The sequence below is a fragment of the Limoniibacter endophyticus genome (assembly GCF_014652835.1).
In the GTDB taxonomy this organism is placed as follows: domain Bacteria; phylum Pseudomonadota; class Alphaproteobacteria; order Rhizobiales; family Rhizobiaceae; genus Limoniibacter; species Limoniibacter endophyticus.
In genome coordinates, this window is the sequence record NZ_BMZO01000003.1 from 346257 (window position 1) to 365816 (window position 19560).

Annotated in this window: 16 protein-coding genes and 1 pseudogene; 10 read left to right on the forward strand and 7 right to left on the reverse strand. The window is 58.1% G+C overall.

The features are described from left to right. Window positions 1-89: 89 nt before the first annotated feature. Window positions 90-1319, reverse strand: coding sequence for a GTP-binding protein (locus IE151_RS06255; RefSeq protein WP_189488957.1), 1230 nt, complete (start codon window positions 1317-1319; stop codon window positions 90-92). Window positions 1320-1425: 106 nt separating this feature from the next. On the opposite strand from IE151_RS06255, the gene IE151_RS06260 reads away from it, so the two are divergent. From IE151_RS06260 to IE151_RS06295, 8 genes are all read left to right on the forward strand, one after another. Continuing rightward, on the forward strand, window positions 1426-1848 hold the full coding sequence (locus IE151_RS06260) for a Fur family transcriptional regulator (protein ID WP_189488959.1): 423 nt from the start codon (window positions 1426-1428) through the stop codon (window positions 1846-1848). A gap of 161 nt (window positions 1849-2009) precedes the next feature. Continuing rightward, the gene (locus IE151_RS06265) at window positions 2010-3785 is read left to right on the forward strand and encodes an N-acetylglutaminylglutamine amidotransferase (RefSeq protein ID WP_189488961.1); all 1776 of its coding nucleotides are present in this window, start codon (window positions 2010-2012) and stop codon (window positions 3783-3785) included. Continuing rightward, window positions 3775-5607 carry an N-acetylglutaminylglutamine synthetase gene (ngg, locus tag IE151_RS06270; RefSeq protein ID WP_189488962.1) on the forward strand — a complete coding sequence of 611 codons (1833 nt, stop codon included), beginning with the start codon at window positions 3775-3777 and terminating at the stop codon, window positions 5605-5607. The genes IE151_RS06265 and ngg overlap by 11 nt, the downstream gene beginning before the upstream one ends. Continuing rightward, the gene (locus IE151_RS06275; RefSeq protein WP_189488964.1) at window positions 5604-6734 is read left to right on the forward strand and encodes an osmoprotectant NAGGN system M42 family peptidase; all 1131 of its coding nucleotides are present in this window, start codon (window positions 5604-5606) and stop codon (window positions 6732-6734) included. The genes ngg and IE151_RS06275 overlap by 4 nt, the downstream gene beginning before the upstream one ends. A gap of 149 nt (window positions 6735-6883) precedes the next feature. Beyond that, on the forward strand, window positions 6884-7924 hold the full coding sequence (gene exbB, locus IE151_RS06280) for a tonB-system energizer ExbB (RefSeq protein ID WP_189488966.1): 1041 nt from the start codon (window positions 6884-6886) through the stop codon (window positions 7922-7924). Window positions 7925-7929: 5 nt separating this feature from the next. Then, a complete protein-coding gene (gene exbD / locus IE151_RS06285; RefSeq protein WP_189488968.1) occupies window positions 7930-8400 on the forward strand; it encodes a TonB system transport protein ExbD in 471 nt (156 codons plus the stop codon). Between the two features lie 8 nt (window positions 8401-8408). Continuing rightward, complete coding sequence (tolA, locus tag IE151_RS06290; protein WP_189488970.1) at window positions 8409-9353, forward strand: cell envelope integrity protein TolA; 945 nt, start codon at window positions 8409-8411, stop codon at window positions 9351-9353. Window positions 9354-9439: 86 nt separating this feature from the next. After that, window positions 9440-10231, forward strand: coding sequence for an ion channel (locus tag IE151_RS06295; protein ID WP_189488973.1), 792 nt, complete (start codon window positions 9440-9442; stop codon window positions 10229-10231). Here the strand turns inward: IE151_RS06295 and IE151_RS06300 are convergent, their stop codons facing one another. Beyond that, complete coding sequence (locus IE151_RS06300) at window positions 10232-10693, reverse strand: Lrp/AsnC family transcriptional regulator (RefSeq protein ID WP_189488975.1); 462 nt, start codon at window positions 10691-10693, stop codon at window positions 10232-10234. 107 nt (window positions 10694-10800) lie between these two features. Here IE151_RS06300 and IE151_RS06305 point away from each other — a divergent pair, with 107 nt between their 5' ends. Then, window positions 10801-12381 carry an aminotransferase class V-fold PLP-dependent enzyme gene (locus tag IE151_RS06305; RefSeq protein WP_189488977.1) on the forward strand — a complete coding sequence of 527 codons (1581 nt, stop codon included), beginning with the start codon at window positions 10801-10803 and terminating at the stop codon, window positions 12379-12381. Here IE151_RS06305 and IE151_RS06310 read toward each other — a convergent pair. The 3 genes and pseudogenes from IE151_RS06310 to IE151_RS06320 form a co-directional block, all read right to left on the reverse strand. Beyond that, window positions 12331-12669: pseudogene (locus IE151_RS06310) on the reverse strand (MAPEG family protein); the annotation flags it as partial. The gene IE151_RS06305 and the pseudogene IE151_RS06310 sit on opposite strands and share 51 nt — an antisense overlap. A 95-nt stretch (window positions 12670-12764) precedes the next feature. Beyond that, entirely contained in the window at window positions 12765-14267 is a 1503-nt protein-coding gene (gene guaB, locus IE151_RS06315; protein WP_189488979.1) for an IMP dehydrogenase, read from the reverse strand. Between the two features lie 261 nt (window positions 14268-14528). Then, the gene (locus tag IE151_RS06320) at window positions 14529-15524 is read right to left on the reverse strand and encodes an MBL fold metallo-hydrolase (protein WP_382344846.1); all 996 of its coding nucleotides are present in this window, start codon (window positions 15522-15524) and stop codon (window positions 14529-14531) included. Window positions 15525-15720: 196 nt separating this feature from the next. On the opposite strand from IE151_RS06320, the gene IE151_RS06325 reads away from it, so the two are divergent. Then, window positions 15721-17127 (forward strand): MFS transporter, encoded by a 1407-nt coding sequence (locus IE151_RS06325; protein ID WP_189488981.1) that lies wholly within the window; start codon window positions 15721-15723, stop codon window positions 17125-17127. Here the strand turns inward: IE151_RS06325 and IE151_RS06330 are convergent. Together IE151_RS06330 and IE151_RS06335 are read right to left on the reverse strand one after the other, a co-directional pair. Beyond that, a complete protein-coding gene (locus IE151_RS06330; protein WP_189488983.1) occupies window positions 17124-17849 on the reverse strand; it encodes an RlmE family RNA methyltransferase in 726 nt (241 codons plus the stop codon). The genes IE151_RS06325 and IE151_RS06330 overlap by 4 nt on opposite strands. Further along, window positions 17833-19230: a Ppx/GppA phosphatase family protein gene (locus IE151_RS06335; RefSeq protein ID WP_189488985.1), complete on the reverse strand. Its 1398-nt coding sequence runs from the start codon at window positions 19228-19230 to the stop codon at window positions 17833-17835. Before IE151_RS06335 ends, IE151_RS06330 begins: the two co-directional genes overlap by 17 nt. Between the last annotated feature and the right edge of the window lie 330 nt (window positions 19231-19560).

Here is a 19560-nt window from a genome sequence, read left to right on the forward strand (position 1 = left end):
CAAGTGCCTCAGCGGGCCATGTGTATGGGAGGACCCAAAGACGCGCTGAGGCCGAAGATTATCGCACCGAACTCCCGACCGTTGCGGCTTCAGGTCAATACGGTGCGAAGCTCCCAGTGCGGAAACGGATCGCGCATTGTCTGCCAGGCCTCAGGCTGGAAACAATCAGCATTGACCAGACAGAAATCCAACTCAGCGCGCAACTTCACTTCGTTCATCCGCGACGTGCCGATAAATACGATCTCCTGGCGGCGGTCCGACCACTCAGGATCGAGATAGGGAAGCATCGCCGCCTGCCAGTCCGGATCGGCAGGCCAGCGATGACGCGGAACCGCCCCCCACCACAGACCGCGCCGTTGCGTGCGCACCTGGGCGCCGGCCTGGCTGATTTCGCCGACATGGTTCGGTCGCGTCGCCAGCCAGAAAAAGCCTTTGGCGCGCAAGACGCCCGGCCATTCCCGATCGAGAAACGCCTTGAAGAGCCTGGGATCGAACGGGGCACGGGCGCGATATACAAACGAGCGGACGCCATATTCCTCCGTTTCAGGCACATGGTCTGCAAAGCCATAAAGCTCCTTCGCCCAGAGTGGATGCGATTGCGCCCGGTCATAATCGAAGAGCCCTGTACCCAGAATCTCCTCAAACGCTACCTTGCCAAAATCGGCTTCGACGATCTTGGCATCCGCATTGAGACCACGCACGATCTGACGCGCATCCGCCAGTTTTTGCGGACCGGCCAGTGTCACCTTGTTTAAAAGCACGATATCGGCGAATTCGATCTGTTCAACAAGAAGATCGATCAGCGTGCGTTCATCATCGTCACCATTGGTCTCGCCGCGATCGCGCAGGAACTCCTGACTCGAATAGTCCTTCAACAGATTCGCCGCGTCGACCACGGTAATCATTGCGTCCAGGCGCGCATCGTCCGACAGGCTGTAGCCTTGCTCATCACGGAAAGCGAAGGTAGCGGCAACCGGCAGGGGCTCGGAAATTCCGCTGGATTCGATAACAAGATGATCAAAGCGTTTCTCGCCCGCAAGGCGCTTGACCTCTGCCAGAAGATCGTCGCGCAGGGTGCAGCAAATGCAGCCATTCGTCATTTCAACCAGCTTTTCCTGCGTACGTGCGACATTGCCTTCAGTCTCACGGACCATGGCGGCGTCAATATTCACTTCGCCCATATCATTGACGATGACGGCGATGCGCCTGCCTTGCACGTTATGCAGAAGGGCGTTCAGTAGCGTTGTTTTGCCAGCGCCTAGAAATCCGGACAGGACGGTGACCGGTAGACGATCGTCCTGCACTCTCGGTTGCTGCATTGAAATCTCCATTGAACTGTAACGTAATACCATTACATATCAAGCATGATGTCAAGTTGCGGCAGAGCAGGCTTGGCAAGTCCACTGAAATCAGGGATAGAAGGTCATGAACACGAGCCATAGCCATCCCGCGTTAACCAAGAACCAGTCGCTGGTCCTGAACGTTCTGAGTGAGGCCGATGGGCCGCTGAGCGCGTATACGATCCTCGATCGCCTCCGTGACGATGGGTTCCGCGCGCCGTTGCAGGTCTATCGGGCGCTTGACAAGTTGCAGGAAACGGGCCTCGTCCACCGGCTCGAGAGCCTCAATGCTTTCGTGGTCTGTACGCATGATCACAGGGGCCACGATCATGATCACGCTAATTGTTCAACCGCCTTTGCAATTTGCGACAATTGCAGCCGGGTTATCGAATTTTCAGGCGCCGAACTCGATACGGTGCTTGGCGGCCTGATGTCGAAGAAGGGGTTCCGCTCGACGAAGACGACCATCGAGATGCATGGCCTGTGCGAAGACTGCGCAAAAAACTGATCGATTCTTTTCGGAACAATCCAGGCGCCTACCCATTATCCATTCGTCTCCCCTTACCCTTCGTCGCCTGAAACAGTTGCGACGGTGGCTCTGAGGGGCTGTTTTGCTGTGCGCATTTGTGCACGTTCTTATAATGACAATGGAGGTCCGGGCACCCGAATATGTGCGGTATTTGCGGAGAAATCAGGTTCGATGGCAGTCAGCCGTCGGTAGACGCAATCTCGAAGATGACGGAGGCAATGGAGCGGCGCGGGCCGGACGCTTCCGGGATGGTAATGTCAGGCACGGCCGGTTTCGGCCACCGACGACTGAGAATTATCGATCTTTCCGTAAAATCGGCACAGCCCATGGTGGATTCAGCGCTGGGACTGACCATCGCCTTTAACGGCTGCATCTATAATTATCCGGAGCTGCGTGCCGAACTGGAAGAAAAAGGCTATACCTTTTTTTCCCATGGCGACACCGAAGTAATCCTGAAAGCCTGGCACGCGTGGGGCAAGGAAGCACCGGAGCGCTTCCACGGCATGTTCGCCTTTGTCATCTACGAGCGTGACACGGGGCGCACGATCATGGTGCGTGACCGATTTGGCATCAAACCGCTTTATCACACGCAGGAGAACGGGCGCATTCGGTTTGCTTCCGCGCTGCCGGCCCTGCTTGCCGCTGGTGGCATCGACACGTCGATCGACAAGGCGGCCCTGCATAATTACATGAGTTTTCATGCCGTTGTGCCGCCCCCGCGCACGATTCTCAATGGCGTGAAGAAATTACCGCCTGCAACGATCCGCATCTATCAGCCGGATGGCAGCTTTACTCAGGAAATCTTCTGGAATCCGCCGCATGAGCGCGATGCGTCAGAAGCCAATCTGTCGCGCGAGGAGTGGGGCGAGCGGGTGCTCGATGCGCTGCGTCTTGCCGTCAAGCGCCGAATGGTGGCCGATGTGCCGGTTGGCGTTCTGCTCTCGGGTGGCGTCGATTCCAGTCTCATTGTCGGCTTGCTCGCCGAACAGGGCCAGAAGGGCCTGATGAGCTTTTCGGTAGGTTTCGAAGAGGCCAATGGCGAGAAGGGCGACGAGTTTGTTTATTCCGATCTGATCGCCGAACGTTTCGGCACGCGTCATCACAAGATTTTTGTGCCGGGCGCGGAGTTGATGGACGCCCTTCCAGGTACCTTTGCTGCGATGTCGGAACCGATGGTCTCCTACGACAATGTCGGCTTCTATCTTCTCAGCAAGGAAGTATCCAAGCATATCAAAGTCGTGCAGTCGGGGCAGGGCGCTGACGAGATATTTGCAGGCTACCACTGGTACCCGCCGCTGGCCGACAGCAACGACGTCGTATCCGACTACGCACAGGTGTTCTTCGACCGCGACCATGCTAGGATGAAGACGCATCTCAATGCTGAGTGGGTAGACGAGAATAATCCCAGCCTGGCGCTGGTACGCGAGCATCTGCTTTCGCCTGGTGCCGACACGCCGATCGATCGCGCTCTACGCCTCGACAGTCGCGTCATGCTGGTAGACGACCCGGTCAAGCGGGTTGATAATATGACGATGGCCTGGGGGCTGGAAGCCCGGGTTCCCTTCCTGGATCATGAGTTGGTGGAGCTCGCTGCCCGCATTCCGCATGAAGAAAAGATCCGCGATAATGGCAAGGGCATTCTGAAGGACGTGGCGCGCAAAATCATTCCTTCGGAAGTGATCGACCGCAAGAAGGGCTACTTCCCCGTTCCTCAGCTCAAATATGTCGATGGCCCCTATCTCGAAATGGTGCGCGATGCCCTGACTTCGAAGGCGGCGCGCGAGCGAAATCTGTTCCGGCAGGATTATCTCGACCGATTGTTTGCGAAGCCTTCGGAACACATTACGCCGCTTCAGGGCTCGGAACTTTGGCAGGTCGGACTTTTGGAACTCTGGATGCAGACACATGGAATCTGATGCCGTGAAAAAGCCTCGCACCACCGAAGCACGACATGCCTCCCAGCGCGACAAGGCGCTGGGCCACCGTTTGCAGCGTATGCGCACCCAGTCGATGAAGCCTGTAATCGCCCAAAGCCGCGATGGCGAGGAGGCGATGAAGAAGAACGTCGTGCTCGATTGCGGTTGGGGCAGGTTGCTCTTCGACCAGACTTTTGAAGACAAGACGGAATTGATCAATGCGCTGCGCGAGGAGCAGCGCGGCCAGCGCGATATCATCTTCTATGTACGCGATCCGCACGTCATTCTGGCAGTTGCCCCGCAGGAGGTGTTTCTCGATCCCTCGCATACTTTTCGGCTCGACTTCCCGACCTATCGCGCCAGCCGCCGTAAGCGGCCCCGCGGTTTTTTCATCCGTCGCCTGACCTCGGAAGAGGATGCACGCGCCGTCAACAACATCTATGCCGCGCGGGGCATGGTTACGCTCGACCCGAATTTTTTCCATGACAATCGCAACAACCGCTCCATGACCTACTTCGTCGCGGAAGAAGAAGGGACGGGCGATATTATCGGCACGGTTACGGGTATCGACCATGCGCGCCTGTTCAACGATCCGGAGAAAGGTTCCTCGCTCTGGTGCCTGGCTGTCGATCCGCGAGCGCGCCATCCGGGTATTGGTGAAATGCTGGTGCGCAGGCTGGCGGAGCATTTTTCCGCACGCGGTGCGGCCTATCTCGATCTTTCGGTGCTGCATGACAATGAAATGGCGGTGAAACTTTATGAAAAGCTGGGTTTTCACCGGGTTCCGGTATTTGCCGTCAAGCGCAAGAACCCGATCAACGAGAAATTGTTCGCCGCCCCGATCGACGACTACAGTGCGCTTAATCCCTATGCGCGTCTTATCGTAGATGAAGCGAGGCGCCGCGGCATCCATACTGAAATAACGGACGCTGCGGGCGGATTCTTCAAGCTCTCCTACGGTGGGCGCGAAATCCGCTGCCGCGAAAGCCTGTCGGAGTTGACTTCTGCCGTCGCCATGTCGATCTGCGATGACAAGGCCGTGACACGCCGCGTGGTTGAAAAGGCAGGCTTGCGCGTGCCGGAGCAAATCGAGGCGACGAAGGACCGCGAAGCGCTCGCGGCTTTCCTCAAGGAGCACGGTTCTGTTGTCGTCAAGCCAGCGCGTGGCGAGCAGGGCAGGGGCATTGCCGTGGGCATCACGACAATGGATGCACTGGACGAGGCGATCGTCATTGCCCGCGAAGTCTGCGACCGCGTCATCATCGAGTCCTGCTTTGAAGGTGAGGATTTGCGCCTAGTCGTCATCGACTACAAACTGGTGGCCGCAGCGTTGCGGAAACCACCCCATGTCATCGGCGACGGACAGATGACAGTGCGTCAGTTGATTGAGCAATTGTCGCGTCGCAGACAGGCGGCGACCGACGGCGAAAGCCGAATTCCAATGGATTCGGAAACTGTGCGCTGCGTCGACCAGGCAGGCTTCTCGATGGATAGCGTTCTTGACGAAGGTTGTGAGCTTGTCGTGCGCAAGACGGCTAATCTCCATACAGGTGGTTCTATCCACGACGTCACAGATCGCGTGCATCCTGCTTTGGTGGATGCCGCGCGCAAGGCTGCCCGCGCCATTGGTATTCCGGTGGTCGGTATCGACTTGATGATCGAGAAACCGACCGGCTCGAATTATGTATTTATCGAAGCCAATGAACGCCCCGGTCTCGCCAATCACGAGCCGCAACCAACAGCCGAGCGTTTCGTGGATTTGCTTTTCCCGCAATCTCGTGTTCCGGATATGAAAACGGAAAGTGAGAGCCAGAGCGCATGACATTGCCTGATATTGACGAGGCCTATCTGCTTGGACAATTGCGTATGCTTTTGTCCATCGACAGCCCGACAGGCTATACCGATAGCGTCGTGCGTCATGTCAGCCGAGAACTGGAGCGGCTCGGCCTGACTGTCGAGCTGACGCGCCGCGGGGCGATCAGAGCGATTCACAAGGGTGGCGTCAGCGAAGGCGCACGTGCCGTTGTCGCTCACGTTGATACGCTGGGCGCGCAAGTCAAGTCCATCAAGGAGAACGGGCGGCTGGAACTGGTGCCGATTGGCAACTGGTCTTCACGCTTCGCCGAAGGCGCGCGAGCCACGATCTATGCAGAGATCGGCAATTTTCGCGGAACGATCCTGCCGCTGAAGGCCTCTGGGCACACTTTCAATGACGAGGTGGACACGCTCCCTGTTTCGTGGCGCACTGTGGAACTGCGCATTGACCAGATCACCAGTTCGAAACTTGAAACGCAGGCGCTTGGAATAGAGATTGGCGATATCGTTGCCATTGATCCGCAGCCGGAATTCCTCGACAGCGGTTTTATCGTCTCGCGACATCTGGACGACAAGGCAGGTGTCGCCGCCATGCTGGCCGCAATAGAGGCGATGGAGCGCCATGGTTGCGGCACCGAAGTCGACCTACACTGGCTCTTCACTGTTGCGGAGGAAGTGGGCGTAGGCGCGTCCTCCATCGTAGCGCCGGAAGTTGCCGCGTTGATTTCGGTGGATAATGGCACGACGGCACCTGGGCAGAACTCGTCGGAGTTCGGTGTTACCGTCGCAATGGCCGATCAGACAGGTCCTTTCGATTATCATCTGACGAAGAAGCTCACTTCGCTCTGTCGCGATCATGGCATTGCTTATCAGAAGGATGTGTTCCGGTATTACCGGTCCGACAGTGCCGCTGCCATCGTTGCGGGACATGACATAAGAACCGCGCTGATTACCTTCGGCGTCGATGCCTCGCATGGCTATGAGCGTATTCATCGTGATGCGCTGGTTTCGGTGGCGCAACTCATTATCGCCTATGCCACCAGTCCGATCGAGATCAAACGCGACGCGCAGGAAATGGCGGGACGTGAAGATTTCACTCATCAGCCAGTCGTTCCTCAAGGGTCGAGCCGCTAGCTCCGAGAAAGACGCTATCCCGTCTACCCGGGTCCGGACCGGCAGGAGTCTCGATGATAAGTAGCTGAAATTTTAACTTGACGGTTGAAATCAAGTTCAAAAAGCGCTTAAGACCTCCTCAGCGAAAACTTGACTTGGAAGGATTGGATATGTCCGGCAACAAGGCAGATATACGTCTGAGGCTGCAGAGGGCGCTTCTCCATTCCATTCCTGCACTGGTTCTGGCAGGTTTCGTGAGTACTGCGGCTTTTGCACAAGATGCACAGTCGCAGACGCAGAACCAGGCGCCTGCGCTCGCCGAGCCTACACAAACGCAATCGGCCACTCCGCCAGCAGCCCAACCAGTTGAACCTGAAACTCAGCCTGCAGCGCCGCAGCAGACGCCCGCGCCAGCTGTTTCCGAGGCGGCCCCTGTTCAAAATGAATCCGCGCAAGGCCCTGTCGATGTCGCGCAACCGGGCGAAGTTCCTGCGGAAACGCTGCCGCATGATCTTTCGCCCTGGGGCATGTTCATGGCTGCCGATTGGGTGGTCAAGGGGGTCATGATCGGTCTGATCATTGCTTCGTTGCTTACCTGGACTATCTGGCTTGCCAAGAGCCTTGAGATTGCCGCCGCGAAGATCCGCATCGGCAAGGTACTCCGCGTCGTCGAAGATGCGCGCAGCCTCCAGGATGCCACGGAAACGCTGGCCGGATCGCGTGGTACGGGCGCAATCATGATAAAGGCGACCAACGAGGAAGTGGATCTGTCACGCGGCGCTTTATCGAAAGCTGGCGCCGAGGGCTTGAAGGAGCGCGTAACCTCGCGCCTTTCGCGCATCGAAGCCTTTTCCGGTCGCAAGATGACGAAAGGCACCGGTATTCTGGCCACCATAGGCTCCGTTGCACCGTTCGTGGGGCTTTTTGGTACCGTCTGGGGCATCATGAATTCCTTCATCAGCATCTCTGAAGCGCAGACGACCAATCTCGCTGTTGTTGCGCCAGGTATCGCCGAAGCCCTTCTTGCAACCGCCATCGGACTTGTCGCGGCCATCCCCGCCGTCGTGTTCTATAATGTTTTCGCCCGCTCGATTGCCGGCTATCGTCACACGATGGGTGATGTATCGGCTGCAATTGAGCGCCTGGTCAGTCGCGACCTGGACTATGGCGCCTACACGCATAGTCAGCGCGTTTCGGTAGCTGCGGAGTAAGCGTCATGGCGGGAAGCCTGAAACATAGCAGCGACAATGACGACATGGTGGAAAGCCACGAGATCAACGTGACGCCGTTCATCGACGTCATGCTCGTTCTCCTTATTATCTTCATGGTGGCCGCACCGCTGGCTACTGTCGATATCAATGTCGATCTGCCTGCCTCGACCGCAACGCCGGCGCAGCGTCCGCCTGAACCCCTGTATCTCACGGTGAAGCCGGATCTGACGCTTTCGGTCGGCAATGACGCCGTTGCCCGCGAAACCATTCAGGCACAGCTCGACGCCGCAACCGGTGGTGACCGCGAAGCGCGCATCTTCCTGCGCGCCGACAAGACGGTGGCCTATGGCGATCTCATGGAAGTTATGAATCTTCTTCGGACTGCTGGTTATCTCAAGATCGCGCTGGTCGGTCTCGAAGGTGGAGGCACGCCTGAGCCGGCGCAAGGTCCGACCCCACAGCCGACGCAGAATTGAGGGCAGGGATGAGTGGCAATACGGATAGCAGCCATGCGCAATTGCGGCGAAGCCATCGCGTAAGAAACACTATCCTTTGGACAGTTGCTGCCGTCCTGGTCGTCGTCGCCCATGCGGGCGCTGCTTATTATGGTCTGCTGAACCGATCGCAGGAACCGCTCGACGCACCCCAGGCGGTCATTATCGATCTGGAACCAGTGGATGCCAGCGAAATCGATATCGCCCAGCAGGATACGGCTGACGAAGCCATGAGTGCGCCGGAAGAACCGCAGCCCGTCGAGGAACCGACGCCTGCACCGCCTGAAGAAGTTGTCGAACCGGAGTCCGAACCGGAACCTGAACAGGTCGAGCCGGAACCGCAGCCACAACCCGAGCCCGAAGAGGTGCAGGAGCCAGAACCTGAGCCGGAGCCGGTGGAGGAAGTAAATCAGGATCTTGCCATGTTGCGGGATGCCGAGGTCCCGTTACCGGTGGCGCGCCCCGAGCCGCCGCGTGAGCGCCCACGTCCGGTGGAACGCAGGCAGGCTGTGCGCGAGGAGGTAAAGCGTCAGGAAACACGCAAGCCGGTTGAGCATAAGCAAGAGCGTCCCCGCCAGGTTGACGAACGCCCGCGCACCGTTCGCCAGGCGGAGCAGGGGCAGAACCAGAATGCGCGTCAGCAGCGCGCCTCACGCGCAAACCAAGTTTCGCCGCGCCGCTACTATGGCCGGCTTGTGTCTCATCTCAGGAAATTCAAGAAAAGTGCCGGTAATGCGCGGGGTGAGACGATGGTTCGTTTCAGTATCGACGCAAATGGTCGGGTGCTTTCAGCATCCGTCGGACGCTCATCCGGATCCCCAACACTTGATCAGGCGGCGCTGGCAACGGTCCGCAATGCCTCGCCGGTACCAGCGCCACCTGAAGGTGTTAGCCGCAGCTTCAACGTTCCCATCGATTTCCGCAGGGGAAGATAACAAATGGACGGGATGTCGCGGTCATCCCGTTGCTTTTTCTGTGTTAGGGAATACGCCTGTATCACTACGAGAAGCAGGTTGTATGTATGGTTAGACCCGACGACGGAAGAGAAGAAAGTGCGCTTCGCCTGAAATTGCGCCAACTCTATCATGGCACGACGCCTGCCGCGCAGCGGTTCCAGCTCGCCATTCTCATCGTCGATATAGCGATTATCGCATTCTTTGTCGTGTCGCCCGTGTTGCGCGACATGAAGAGTTTCCTCTGGATCGATTATTCGGTGGCGGCGCTCCTCACGCTCGACATCGTCGCGCGCATCTATGTAGCTTCCGACCCGATGAAGCGCCTGCGGCAATTACCTTTCCTGGTAGATATCTTCATTCTGGTGACTCTGCTTTTCCCAGAATCCTTCGCGAACTGGGGATTCTTGCGTATTCTGCGCCTCTGGACGCTTTCCTACACTGGCATGTTATGGCGACCGCTCGAACGTAACGGCTTGGCCGAGTGGAGGGACACGGCCCGCGCAGTGACGAACCTTGTTACCTTCCTGCTCGTCGTCTCCGGTTTCGTCTATACGAGCTTCTTTCGTAGCAATCCGGGCTTTGAAGGCTATATCGACGCGCTTTACGTTACAGTAGCTACCGTAACTACGACCGGTTTCGGCGACATCGTTCTGCCCGGCATATGGGGCAAGACAATTGCCATCATTACCATGTTGGTCGGCATCTCGCTCTTCGTTCGATTGGCGCAGGCGTTGTTTCGTCCGACAAAGGTCTTCTTTCCTTGTCCGAGATGCGCCCTGCAACGTCATGACCCGGACGCCGTACATTGCAAAGCTTGCGGTGAACTCCTGAAAATACCCGATTATGGCGACAGCTGATCAGATCGGGATAGGTCGCTGTTCTTCAATGGCTTCCATCGCGAAATAGGACGTGACGGATTCGAGATCAACCTTCTCGATCAGCCGCTGATAAACCGTGTCATAATTGGCCATGTCGCGCGCCACGACCTTCAGCATATAATCATACTCGCCGCCAATCCGATAGAAATCCACCACCTGTGGCAGACTGGAAACGAGGTTGCGGAATTGTTCGAGCCAGCTCTTCGAATGATGGCGCGTCTTGATCATCATGAAAACGACCAGGCCAAGCCCCAACCTTTCGCGGTCGAGCCGTACCGTGCGCCCCTTTACGAAACCCTTTTCTTCCAGGATGCGCAGACGCCGCCAGCATGCGTTCTGCGACAACCCGACCTGTTCTGCCAGATCACGTTGTGACAGCGACCCGTCCACCTGAAGAGCGCGCAAAATCCGCGCGTCAAACTGATCGATATTTTTGCTCATTATTCGATCATATGATAGAAAATTGATGCTTGTAAGGCAGAATATATCACAAAAATCATCGGATTGAAGTGTCAAGATCATCCCGGCACCTAACGCGGGGAATCACGATGTTCGATGGCTTCAAAAACACGCTGCAATGCGAGGATTTGATCGAGCGCCTGCGCGCCGGCGTAATCGGCGAGGGCGTTTCCATCGACGGGCCGGCGGGACCGCGGAAGCTGGTCTATGCCGATTATGTGGCATCAGGCCGCGCCCTCCAGCAAATAGAGCAGTTCGTGATGGAACATGTTTTGCCCTATTACGCAAACAGTCACACCGAGGCCTCTTTTTGCGGTGCGCAGATGACGCGCATGCGCGCAGCCTCACGCCAGGCGATCGCAGACGACCTGGGAGCTGGCGATGATTGCAGCGTTATTTTCGCGGGATCGGGCGCGACTGCCGGCATGAACAAGCTCGTTTTGCTGCTCGACATTCCCGGTCGCATTGCGCGCGGGGAAAAAGTTGCGGTGCTTTCCGGTCCTTATGAGCATCATTCCAATATTCTGCCTTGGCGCGAATGCGGTGCGCCATTGTTTGAGATCCCCGAATGTGCGGGAGGCGGACCTTGCCTGGACCACCTCGAGCGCAAGCTGAAGTCGTTGGAAGGCCACGATCTTGTCATCGGTACATTTTCTGCGGCCTCCAATGTGACTGGCATTGTCACGGACACCGATGCCGTGTCGCGTATCCTCAAACGGTATGGTGCGGTTGCAATCTGGGATTACGCGGGGGGCGGACCGTATATGCCAATGCAGATGCGGAGCGGCACGGATTGCGCAAGGGATGCGATCGTCTTTTCGCCGCATAAATTTCCGGGTGGACCTGGCGCGAGCGGCGTCCTGATGCTGCGTAACGAGATTGTCCGCATTCACCGTCCCACAATGCCGGGCGGAGGATCGGTCACCTTCGTTTCCCCTTGGGACCATGATTATTCAAGCCGGATCACCGCGCGCGAGGAAGCGGGTACACCCAATGTTATCGGCGACATCCGGGCAGGGCTGGCACTGATGATCAAGCACGCGATTGGCCAGGATTTTATCGATTCACGCCATGCCGAGCTTCGAGTAAAGGCTCTGAACGGCTGGGCGGATAATCCGCGGCTGGAACTGCTCGGTAATCTGGAGGCAGAACGTCTGCCGATCTTTTCGTTCCGGGTGCGCGATGAGCAAGGCAATTACGTGCATCACCAGCTTTTCACACGTATGCTCAGCGACTATTACGGCGTGCAGGCGCGTGGCGGTTGCGCCTGTGCCGGCCCGTACGCACACCGCTTGCTGAACATTGATGAAGATGCATCGAGCACCATTCTGGCGGCCATACGCTCAGGACTGGAAATGGAAAAACCGGGTTGGGTGCGGCTGAATTTCAGCTATCTTGCTTGCGACGAGAAAGCGGATTTCATCATCGCGGCAGTCAACGATCTGAGCCTACGGGCTACTGAGTTGGCCTCGAAGTACGACTTTGATCCGGCGACGGCCCGCTTCCGCCATCGCGAAATACTCGCCGCAGCTGAACAGTCAGCGGGCCAGAAGCTGGAAGACCAGTGCCAGCCAGAGCAGGAGGGTGGCGAACAAGCCGATCATGAAGATCGGCTGGCGGCGGCTCAGGCGATTGGCGCCCAGGTGGACAATGGCATGCGCCACGCGTGACAGCGCGAACATCCACGCGGCGATCAATGCAAACAGCGAAACACCGCCAGTGGCAAAGAGCGCCAGGCACAGGACGTAAAACAGCACCGGCAGTTCGAACTGGTTGGACAGATTATTGGCTACTGTGCGACTGAGCTCCGGCTCCCCGGCCTCACGACCGCGGAAGTCGCCAGCCCTGGCCTGACCAGCACGTATGGCGGCAACGCGTCGCTTGAGGAGCAGGCTGTAGATGCAGAAGGTGAGCGCCATCTGCAAAATCATAGGCCAGAAAATCAGATACTGGTTCATTGCGCTCTCTCCGCAGGATTATCGATAGGCTTATGACAAAAAAACCGGCCATGATAGCCGGTCTTCTCGTTGCTATGCGGATATGGACAGGCCGGTTACAGGCCGCCCGGATAGTTGGGGCTTTCGCGGGTAATCGCGACATCATGCGTGTGGCTTTCACGCAAGCCTGCATTGGAGATGCGAACGAAGGTTGCTTTGTCGCGGAAATCGGTGAGATCCTTGCCACCGACATAGCCCATGGCAGCACGCAGACCGCCGGCGAGCTGGTGAAGTACAGCCCCGACTGGACCCTTGTATGGCACCTGGCCTTCAATGCCTTCCGGAACGAGCTTCAGCGTGTCACGCACTTCCGCCTGGAAGTAGCGGTCTGCCGAACCGCGCGCCATCGCGCCGACCGAACCCATGCCGCGATAGGCTTTGAACGAACGTCCCTGGTGCAGATAGACCTCGCCCGGGCTTTCATCCGTACCAGCGAGCAGCGAACCGACCATGGCGGCTCCGGCGCCGGCGGCCAGCGCCTTGGCGAGGTCGCCGGAGAACTTGATGCCGCCATCGGCAATGATGGAGATGCCATGCTTGTCGGCGGTTTCAACTGCCGACATAATGGCCGAAAGCTGCGGCACGCCCACGCCTGCAACGATACGCGTGGTGCAGATCGAGCCTGGGCCGATGCCAACCTTGACGGCGTCCGCGCCAGCGTCGATCAGTGCCAGTGTGCCATCGGCGGTCGCCACATTGCCCGCCATGATGCGAACAGAGTTGGACAGCTTCTTGGCGCGTGTCACGGCATCGAGAACGCGTTGCGAATGACCGTGCGCTGTGTCGATGACCAGAAGATCAACACCCGCGTCGATCAGGCGCTCGGCGCGCTCGAAACCATCATCACCCACGCTGGTGGCAGCAGCAACGCGCAGCCGGCCTTGAGCATCCTTGGCCGCGTTCGGATTGAGCTGCGATTTCTCTATGTCCTTGACCGTTATGAGACCGACGCAATTGCGGTCCTTGTCGACGACGAGCAATTTCTCGATGCGGTGCGTGTGCAGGAGGCGTTTTGCCTCGTCCTGCGAAACGTTTTCCGTCACCGTGATGAGATTCTCATGCGTCATCAACTCGCGCACTTTCTGGCGCGTGTCGGAGGCGAACCGCACATCGCGATTGGTGAGGATGCCGACCAGCTTGCCTGGACGCTGACGCGCGGGGTCGGCATTCTCAACGACCGGAATCCCCGAAATGCCGAAATGCTTCATCAGTTCGAGTGCTTCGGCGAGCGTTGCTTCCGGGTCTATGGTCACCGGATTGACGACCATGCCGCTTTCGAACTTCTTGACCTGGCGCACCTGCTCGGCCTGGGCGATCGGTTCGAGATTGCGATGGATGACGCCAATGCCGCCAGCCTGCGCCATGGCGATGGCTAGACGACCTTCCGTAACCGTGTCCATGGCAGCGGAAAGAATCGGCAGGTTCAATTCGATGTCGCGGGCAATCGTAGTGGAAATATTGGTCTGGCCGGGCATGACCTCGGAGTGGCCGGGCTGAAGCAGCACATCGTCAAAGGTGAGCGCCGTTGGGCCGGTTATCGATTCGATGATGCTTGCCATTGCCATTCCTTTGAAAAAAGAGTGATGGCGCGAACACTTGATCAGAGCCGCGTCGTAATTGTTTTCCCTTGCAGGATTGGCACCGGCTCGTAACACGTCTTTGACGAATTGGAAATAAAAAAGATATGGTGTGGATGCATGACTGCACCGCTAAATCTGGTGGTGCTGCATTATTCCGATAACCGGAAACCGATTGTCGAAAGCGCCGCACCCGGAAGTCTCGGTGACCGCCGGATGCAACACTGACGTCTTGGCAGGCTATTACTGCGCGTCGAATTGGTAGGCCACGGGGACGAAGCGGAAGCCTTCGTCAAGTTTCTCTGCATAACCCACCGACGGGAAAGGCATGTGATAGCCGATGAAAGGAATGCGCTCCTCAGCGATCTGGTCGAATACCTTGTGACGGGAGGCGGCAGCAGCCTGCTTGTCCATATCAAAGCGCACTTCCCAATCCGGACGCTGTAGGGAAAGCACGAAGTGATTTGCGGTGTCTGCGGTTAGCATCAGCGCTTTTCCAGCCGACTCGACACGGAAGATCATGTGGCCCGGCGTATGACCGAAAGCCTCATGCGCCGTGATACCCGGCACCACTTCCGAGCCTTCGTTGAGGAAGGTGAGCTTTTCTTCCAGTGGCACGACGTTCTTCAACACAGACTGATGATTGCCTTCGGCGGGAGTGCCAGCGCGGGCAGGGTCCTTCCAGAAGGCATATTCAGCCTCGCCAGTGACATAACGGGCATTTGGGAATGTCGGCCTGCCTTGTTCCATCAGCCCGGAAATATGATCACCATGCAGATGGGTAAGAACGACGATGGTTACGTCTTCTGGCGTGATGCCATGCTGGGCGAGTCCCTCCAGAAGCTTTCCGCTACCCGCTTCTCGGCCGGCTTCACCAAAGCCGGTATCGAACAGGATCTTCTGGGAGCCGGTATCGACGAGGACGGGCGAGAAGCCGTTTACGGATTTGTCCGCGGGGAGAAAGTTTGCTTCAAGGAGCGCGGCCACGGTTTCCGGCGTCTGGTTCATGCCAAAGGTTTCTCCGGGATTTTCCATCGGCCGAATGCCGTCCTGCAAAACCAGTATATTGAAATTGCCAAGTGGGAATTCGTAGGTACGCACACGTGTCTTCATATTGGCTCCTTGGGCGGCTTTGGGAGAGGTTTGTGCGAACGCAAGGCTGATCGGCATGGCGCTTGCCAGAAGACCGGCAATGCTGGCTCCTAGAACCGTGCGACGAGACATTTCCAGTTTGGGCATCGCCTTATCCTTTTCAAGAAGCAGGCTGGGAAGATCGATTGAAATATAGCGCAGTCCTAAGCCGAAATAAGACGGTTTCGCGTGACTGCTCTTCACGGATCGGTGAAGAAAACTTTGTACCAGCAGCGACATTCCCTTACGGCATTCGTGAAAACACGCTAGAGCAAATCCGTCCCCGCCGAAAGCTTGCATCCGAATGAACCGTGTTGTCCCGATCATCCTCGCCGTCGCCCTCTTCATGGAGAACATGGATTCAACGGTGATCGCGACGTCTCTTCCGGCCATTGCCGCCGATCTGGGCACAAGCCCTATCGCGCTGAAACTGGCTTTGACCGCTTACATGGTGTCGCTGGCAATCTTCATCCCGATTAGTGGCTTCATGGCAGACAAGATCGGTGCAAAACGGCTTTTTCGCTGCGCCATCGGTGTGTTTTTGATCGGCTCTATCGCCTGCGCCCTGTCGAATTCTCTGGGCAGTTTCGTTCTCGCGCGCTTTCTGCAGGGCATGGGCGGGGCCATGATGACGCCCGTGGCGCGTCTTGTACTGGTGCGTTCAACACCACGTGACCAGCTTATTGCCGCCATGGCCTGGCTGACCATTCCCGCCCTGATCGGCCCCATGGCCGGCCCGCCTGTCGGCGGGTTCGTGACGACCTATTTTTCCTGGCACTGGATCTTCATCATCAATGTACCGATAGGCATTCTCGGCATCTATCTCTCTGGGCGCTATCTGCCGGAGATCGAGAGCGTCGACCCGGGACGCAAGCTCGATTGGCTGGGCTTTGCCATGGTGGCAATTGCGGCGTCCGGTGTCGTGTTCGGCCTTTCAGTAATCTCATTGCCCGCATTGCCGCCGGTCGTCGGGTTCATTGCGCTTGTTATTGGACTGGTGGCCCTGATGCTCTACATGGCCTACGCGCGCCGGAACCCTGCGCCCATCCTCGATTTGCGCCTTTTCCGTAATCCGAGCTTCCGTGCTGCAATCGTCGGCGGTACGCTGTTTCGGATAGGCATAGGCGCGGTGCCGTTTCTCCTGCCGCTTCTATTGCAGATCGTGTTCGGGCTGGACCCGTTCCAGTCTGGTCTCGTGACCTTCATCACGGCGGCAGGTGCCTTTTCGATGAAATTTCTAGCGCCGAAGCTATTGCGTATCCTGGGCTTTCGAACGGTTCTGTTGAGCGCCACCTTGATCAGCACGGTTCTGGTCGCGGCGAACGGACAGTTCCACCCGGGCCTGTCCTACATCGTCATCATGCCGCTGCTCTACTTCGCTGGCTTTCTGCGCTCGCTCTTTTTTACCTCTGCGAATGCTCTGGTCTTCGCCGATGTCAACTCGGAGGAAACAGGTAATGCGACGGCCATCAGCGCGACCATGCAGCAGATTTCACTCGCGCTCGGCGTTGCCTTCGGTGGAACAGTGCTGGAGATTGCCACCCATGCGGGGGGCGGTGAGATGACGCAAAGATCGTTCTTCTGGGCCTTTACGGCGATGGCCGTCATCACGGTCTCGGCCTCGCTTTCCTTCCTGCGTCTGCCAGCCGATGCCGGCAGCACCGTATCGGGGCACGGCGCTGGCAGGACACCGACGCAGGAGAACGGCTAGGCTTCTTCCGCGTCGTCTGTTTCAGGCGCTTCCTGGCGGCCCTTAAAATCCTTGGCAAGCAGGTACAGTTCGACTGACTCGTCCCTCGATGCCGGGGGCTTGATATGCTGTACACTTCGGAAATTACGTTTCAACAGGTCGAGAAGCGCGTTTTCTGTTCCGCCTTGGAAGGTTTTTGCCAAGAAATGCCCGCCGGGCTTCAGCACCGATACCGCGAAATCGGCCGCGATCTCGCATAGATGCATGGTGCGGATATGATCCGTGCGGCGGTGACCGGTCGTTGGTGCCGCCATGTCCGAGAGCACGATATCGGGGGCACCGCCTAGCGTTTTCATCAGCCGATCAGGTGCGGAATCATCGAGGAAGTCGAGTTCCAGGATGGTGGCGCCGGGAACTGGATCCACAGGCAGATAGTCGATGCCGACCACACGTACATCTTCTGGCGTCGAACGCACGCGCGCCGCTGCGACCTGGCACCAGCCGCCAGGCGCTGCACCGAGGTCGACCACGCGCTGACCTGGCTTGAGCAGTTTATGCTTGTCATCGATCTCGGTCAGCTTGTAGGCCGCGCGCGAGCGATAGCCGTCCGCCTTGGAACGCTGCACATAAGGATCGTTCAGATGGCGCTCAAGCCAGCGACGTGAGGAGGGTTTGAGCTTATTGTTTTTCTTGAGTTTGGTGCGCACTACGCGCGCGCCACTTCCCTTAACGGGCTTTTTCATGAGCCGGTCTCTTCTGTCTGCTGCCGCCGCGCCGCCAGGCGCCGGAATCGGCCATCAGTTCGGTCAAAATTCCTTCGCGCAACCCGCGATCCGCAACACGAAGACGCTCGGATGGCCAGGTCTGGCGAATGGCTTCCAAAATGGCACAGCCAGCCAGCACGAGATCGGCTCGGTCATTGCCGATACAGGCATTTTGTCGTCTGGCCTCGAAATCCCAGCCCAGCAATGTTTCGATCATCGCGTCGACATCCCTGTTTTCCATCCACAGCCCGTCGACGCGTCGGCGATCGTAGCGGGCAAGGCCAAGATGAATGCCGGCAATCGTTGTCACGGTACCGGACGTCCCGAGCAGATGGAAATTCTTGCCCTTTATCAGATGCGCGAGCCGATCCTTGCCCTTGAAGCGAGCGAGGTGACCCAGCACATCGTCTACCATGGCCTGAAAAATTTCCGGCGTAACGTCGCGCCCGCCGAAACGCTCAGCCAGCGTAACCACGCCAACCGGCAGCGATGTCCATGAGACGATATGGTCGGCGAGCCGTCCACTACGGCGTCGAGATAGATCAACGAGCGCAATCTCCGAAGATCCGCCACCTATATCGAACAGCACCACCCCATCCGTATCGCGTGTCACCAGCGGACTGCATCCGGCTACAGCAAGGCGCGCCTCCGTGCCGCGGTCGATGATCTCAAGGTCAAGCCCGGTTTCGGAACGCACACGCTGCAAGAATTCGGCACCGTTCTCGGCTGCGCGGCAAGCCTCCGTTGCGATCAGGCGCTGGCGTTTGATGCTGCGCCCCTGGAGCTTTCCTGCGCACGCTTTCAGCGCCTCTACCGCGCGATCCATTGCGGCCTCGCTCAGGCGTCCGCTAGCGGAGAGCCCCTCGCCAAGCCGTACTATGCGCGAAAACGCATCCACGACGCGGAAGCGGCCTGGTTTGGAAGGCACGGCTATCAGCAGGCGGCAATTATTCGTGCCGAGATCAAGCGCCGCAAAAGCATCGTTCGTAGCCTCCGAACCGGCGGCGGCAGAGAACGTAACCGCTTCGGCATGCTTGCGGGTGGTGGCTTTTGCCTGCTGCCCGCTTCCCGCAGCAGCCGTTTGCTCGCCATCGCGCGCGAAAACTCTGCCGCGGCCGCGGCGCTTTCTCTTTCGCGGTTTGCGGAATTCCGCCTTGGGAGGTCCGTCCTCGTGCCCGGATTGCGCCTTCTGTGGCGTACCAGGATGCCGCGGCTGCTTCTCGGATGCCTTCTTGCGAGAGGAGGACCGGCGGTTGGCCTTTCTCCTGCGGGCAGGGCGATCCGTCGCTTTTGCATTCGCGTCACGATCTGCCGGTCCTCCGACTGTAGGCCTTTCGGCCCGAATATCGGAGTCGGTCACTATTAATCCTTACATGCACGGCAGCAGTCAGGTTCGACGCGCCAGAGCCAGAGAGTGTGTGTTGGCGCGATAGTAGCAGCAGCGGTGCTGATGACCAAGGCCCATTCTGTGCGCGAGAAACCAAACCGCGCGATCGACGGTCGAAGACGGGTGGTTTCCCGTCGATTTTAACGACTTGTCCGGATCGTGAAGCTAGACAAGGAACCTGAACGCATTGCGCGCGAGAGCATTAGGACCCATCTTGCGGGAGCGGCCGCGCGGGCGCCGGGTTGAAGGAGAAAGCACCTGGGATAAGGTGCGACGAAACGGCGGATGAAAGAACGCCCCGCC

Excerpts from the sequence above, each read along its gene's own strand:
- IE151_RS06305 (WP_189488977.1), top strand. The coding sequence starts at position 10,801 with ATGTTCGATGGCTTCAAAAACACGCTGCAATGCGAGGATTTGATCGAG.
- IE151_RS06295 (WP_189488973.1), top strand. The coding sequence starts at position 9,440 with ATGGTTAGACCCGACGACGGAAGAGAAGAAAGTGCGCTTCGCCTGAAA.
- IE151_RS06325 (WP_189488981.1), top strand. The coding sequence starts at position 15,721 with ATGAACCGTGTTGTCCCGATCATCCTCGCCGTCGCCCTCTTCATGGAG.
- IE151_RS06300 (WP_189488975.1), bottom strand. The coding sequence starts at position 10,693 with ATGAGCAAAAATATCGATCAGTTTGACGCGCGGATTTTGCGCGCTCTT.
- IE151_RS06265 (WP_189488961.1), top strand. The coding sequence starts at position 2,010 with ATGTGCGGTATTTGCGGAGAAATCAGGTTCGATGGCAGTCAGCCGTCG.
- guaB (WP_189488979.1), bottom strand. The coding sequence starts at position 14,267 with ATGGCAAGCATCATCGAATCGATAACCGGCCCAACGGCGCTCACCTTT.
- IE151_RS06275 (WP_189488964.1), top strand. The coding sequence starts at position 5,604 with ATGACATTGCCTGATATTGACGAGGCCTATCTGCTTGGACAATTGCGT.
- IE151_RS06330 (WP_189488983.1), bottom strand. The coding sequence starts at position 17,849 with ATGAAAAAGCCCGTTAAGGGAAGTGGCGCGCGCGTAGTGCGCACCAAA.
- ngg (WP_189488962.1), top strand. The coding sequence starts at position 3,775 with ATGGAATCTGATGCCGTGAAAAAGCCTCGCACCACCGAAGCACGACAT.
- exbD (WP_189488968.1), top strand. The coding sequence starts at position 7,930 with ATGGCGGGAAGCCTGAAACATAGCAGCGACAATGACGACATGGTGGAA.
- IE151_RS06255 (WP_189488957.1), bottom strand. The coding sequence starts at position 1,319 with ATGCAGCAACCGAGAGTGCAGGACGATCGTCTACCGGTCACCGTCCTG.
- IE151_RS06320 (WP_382344846.1), bottom strand. The coding sequence starts at position 15,524 with ATGCCCAAACTGGAAATGTCTCGTCGCACGGTTCTAGGAGCCAGCATT.
- IE151_RS06260 (WP_189488959.1), top strand. The coding sequence starts at position 1,426 with ATGAACACGAGCCATAGCCATCCCGCGTTAACCAAGAACCAGTCGCTG.
- tolA (WP_189488970.1), top strand. The coding sequence starts at position 8,409 with ATGAGTGGCAATACGGATAGCAGCCATGCGCAATTGCGGCGAAGCCAT.
- exbB (WP_189488966.1), top strand. The coding sequence starts at position 6,884 with ATGTCCGGCAACAAGGCAGATATACGTCTGAGGCTGCAGAGGGCGCTT.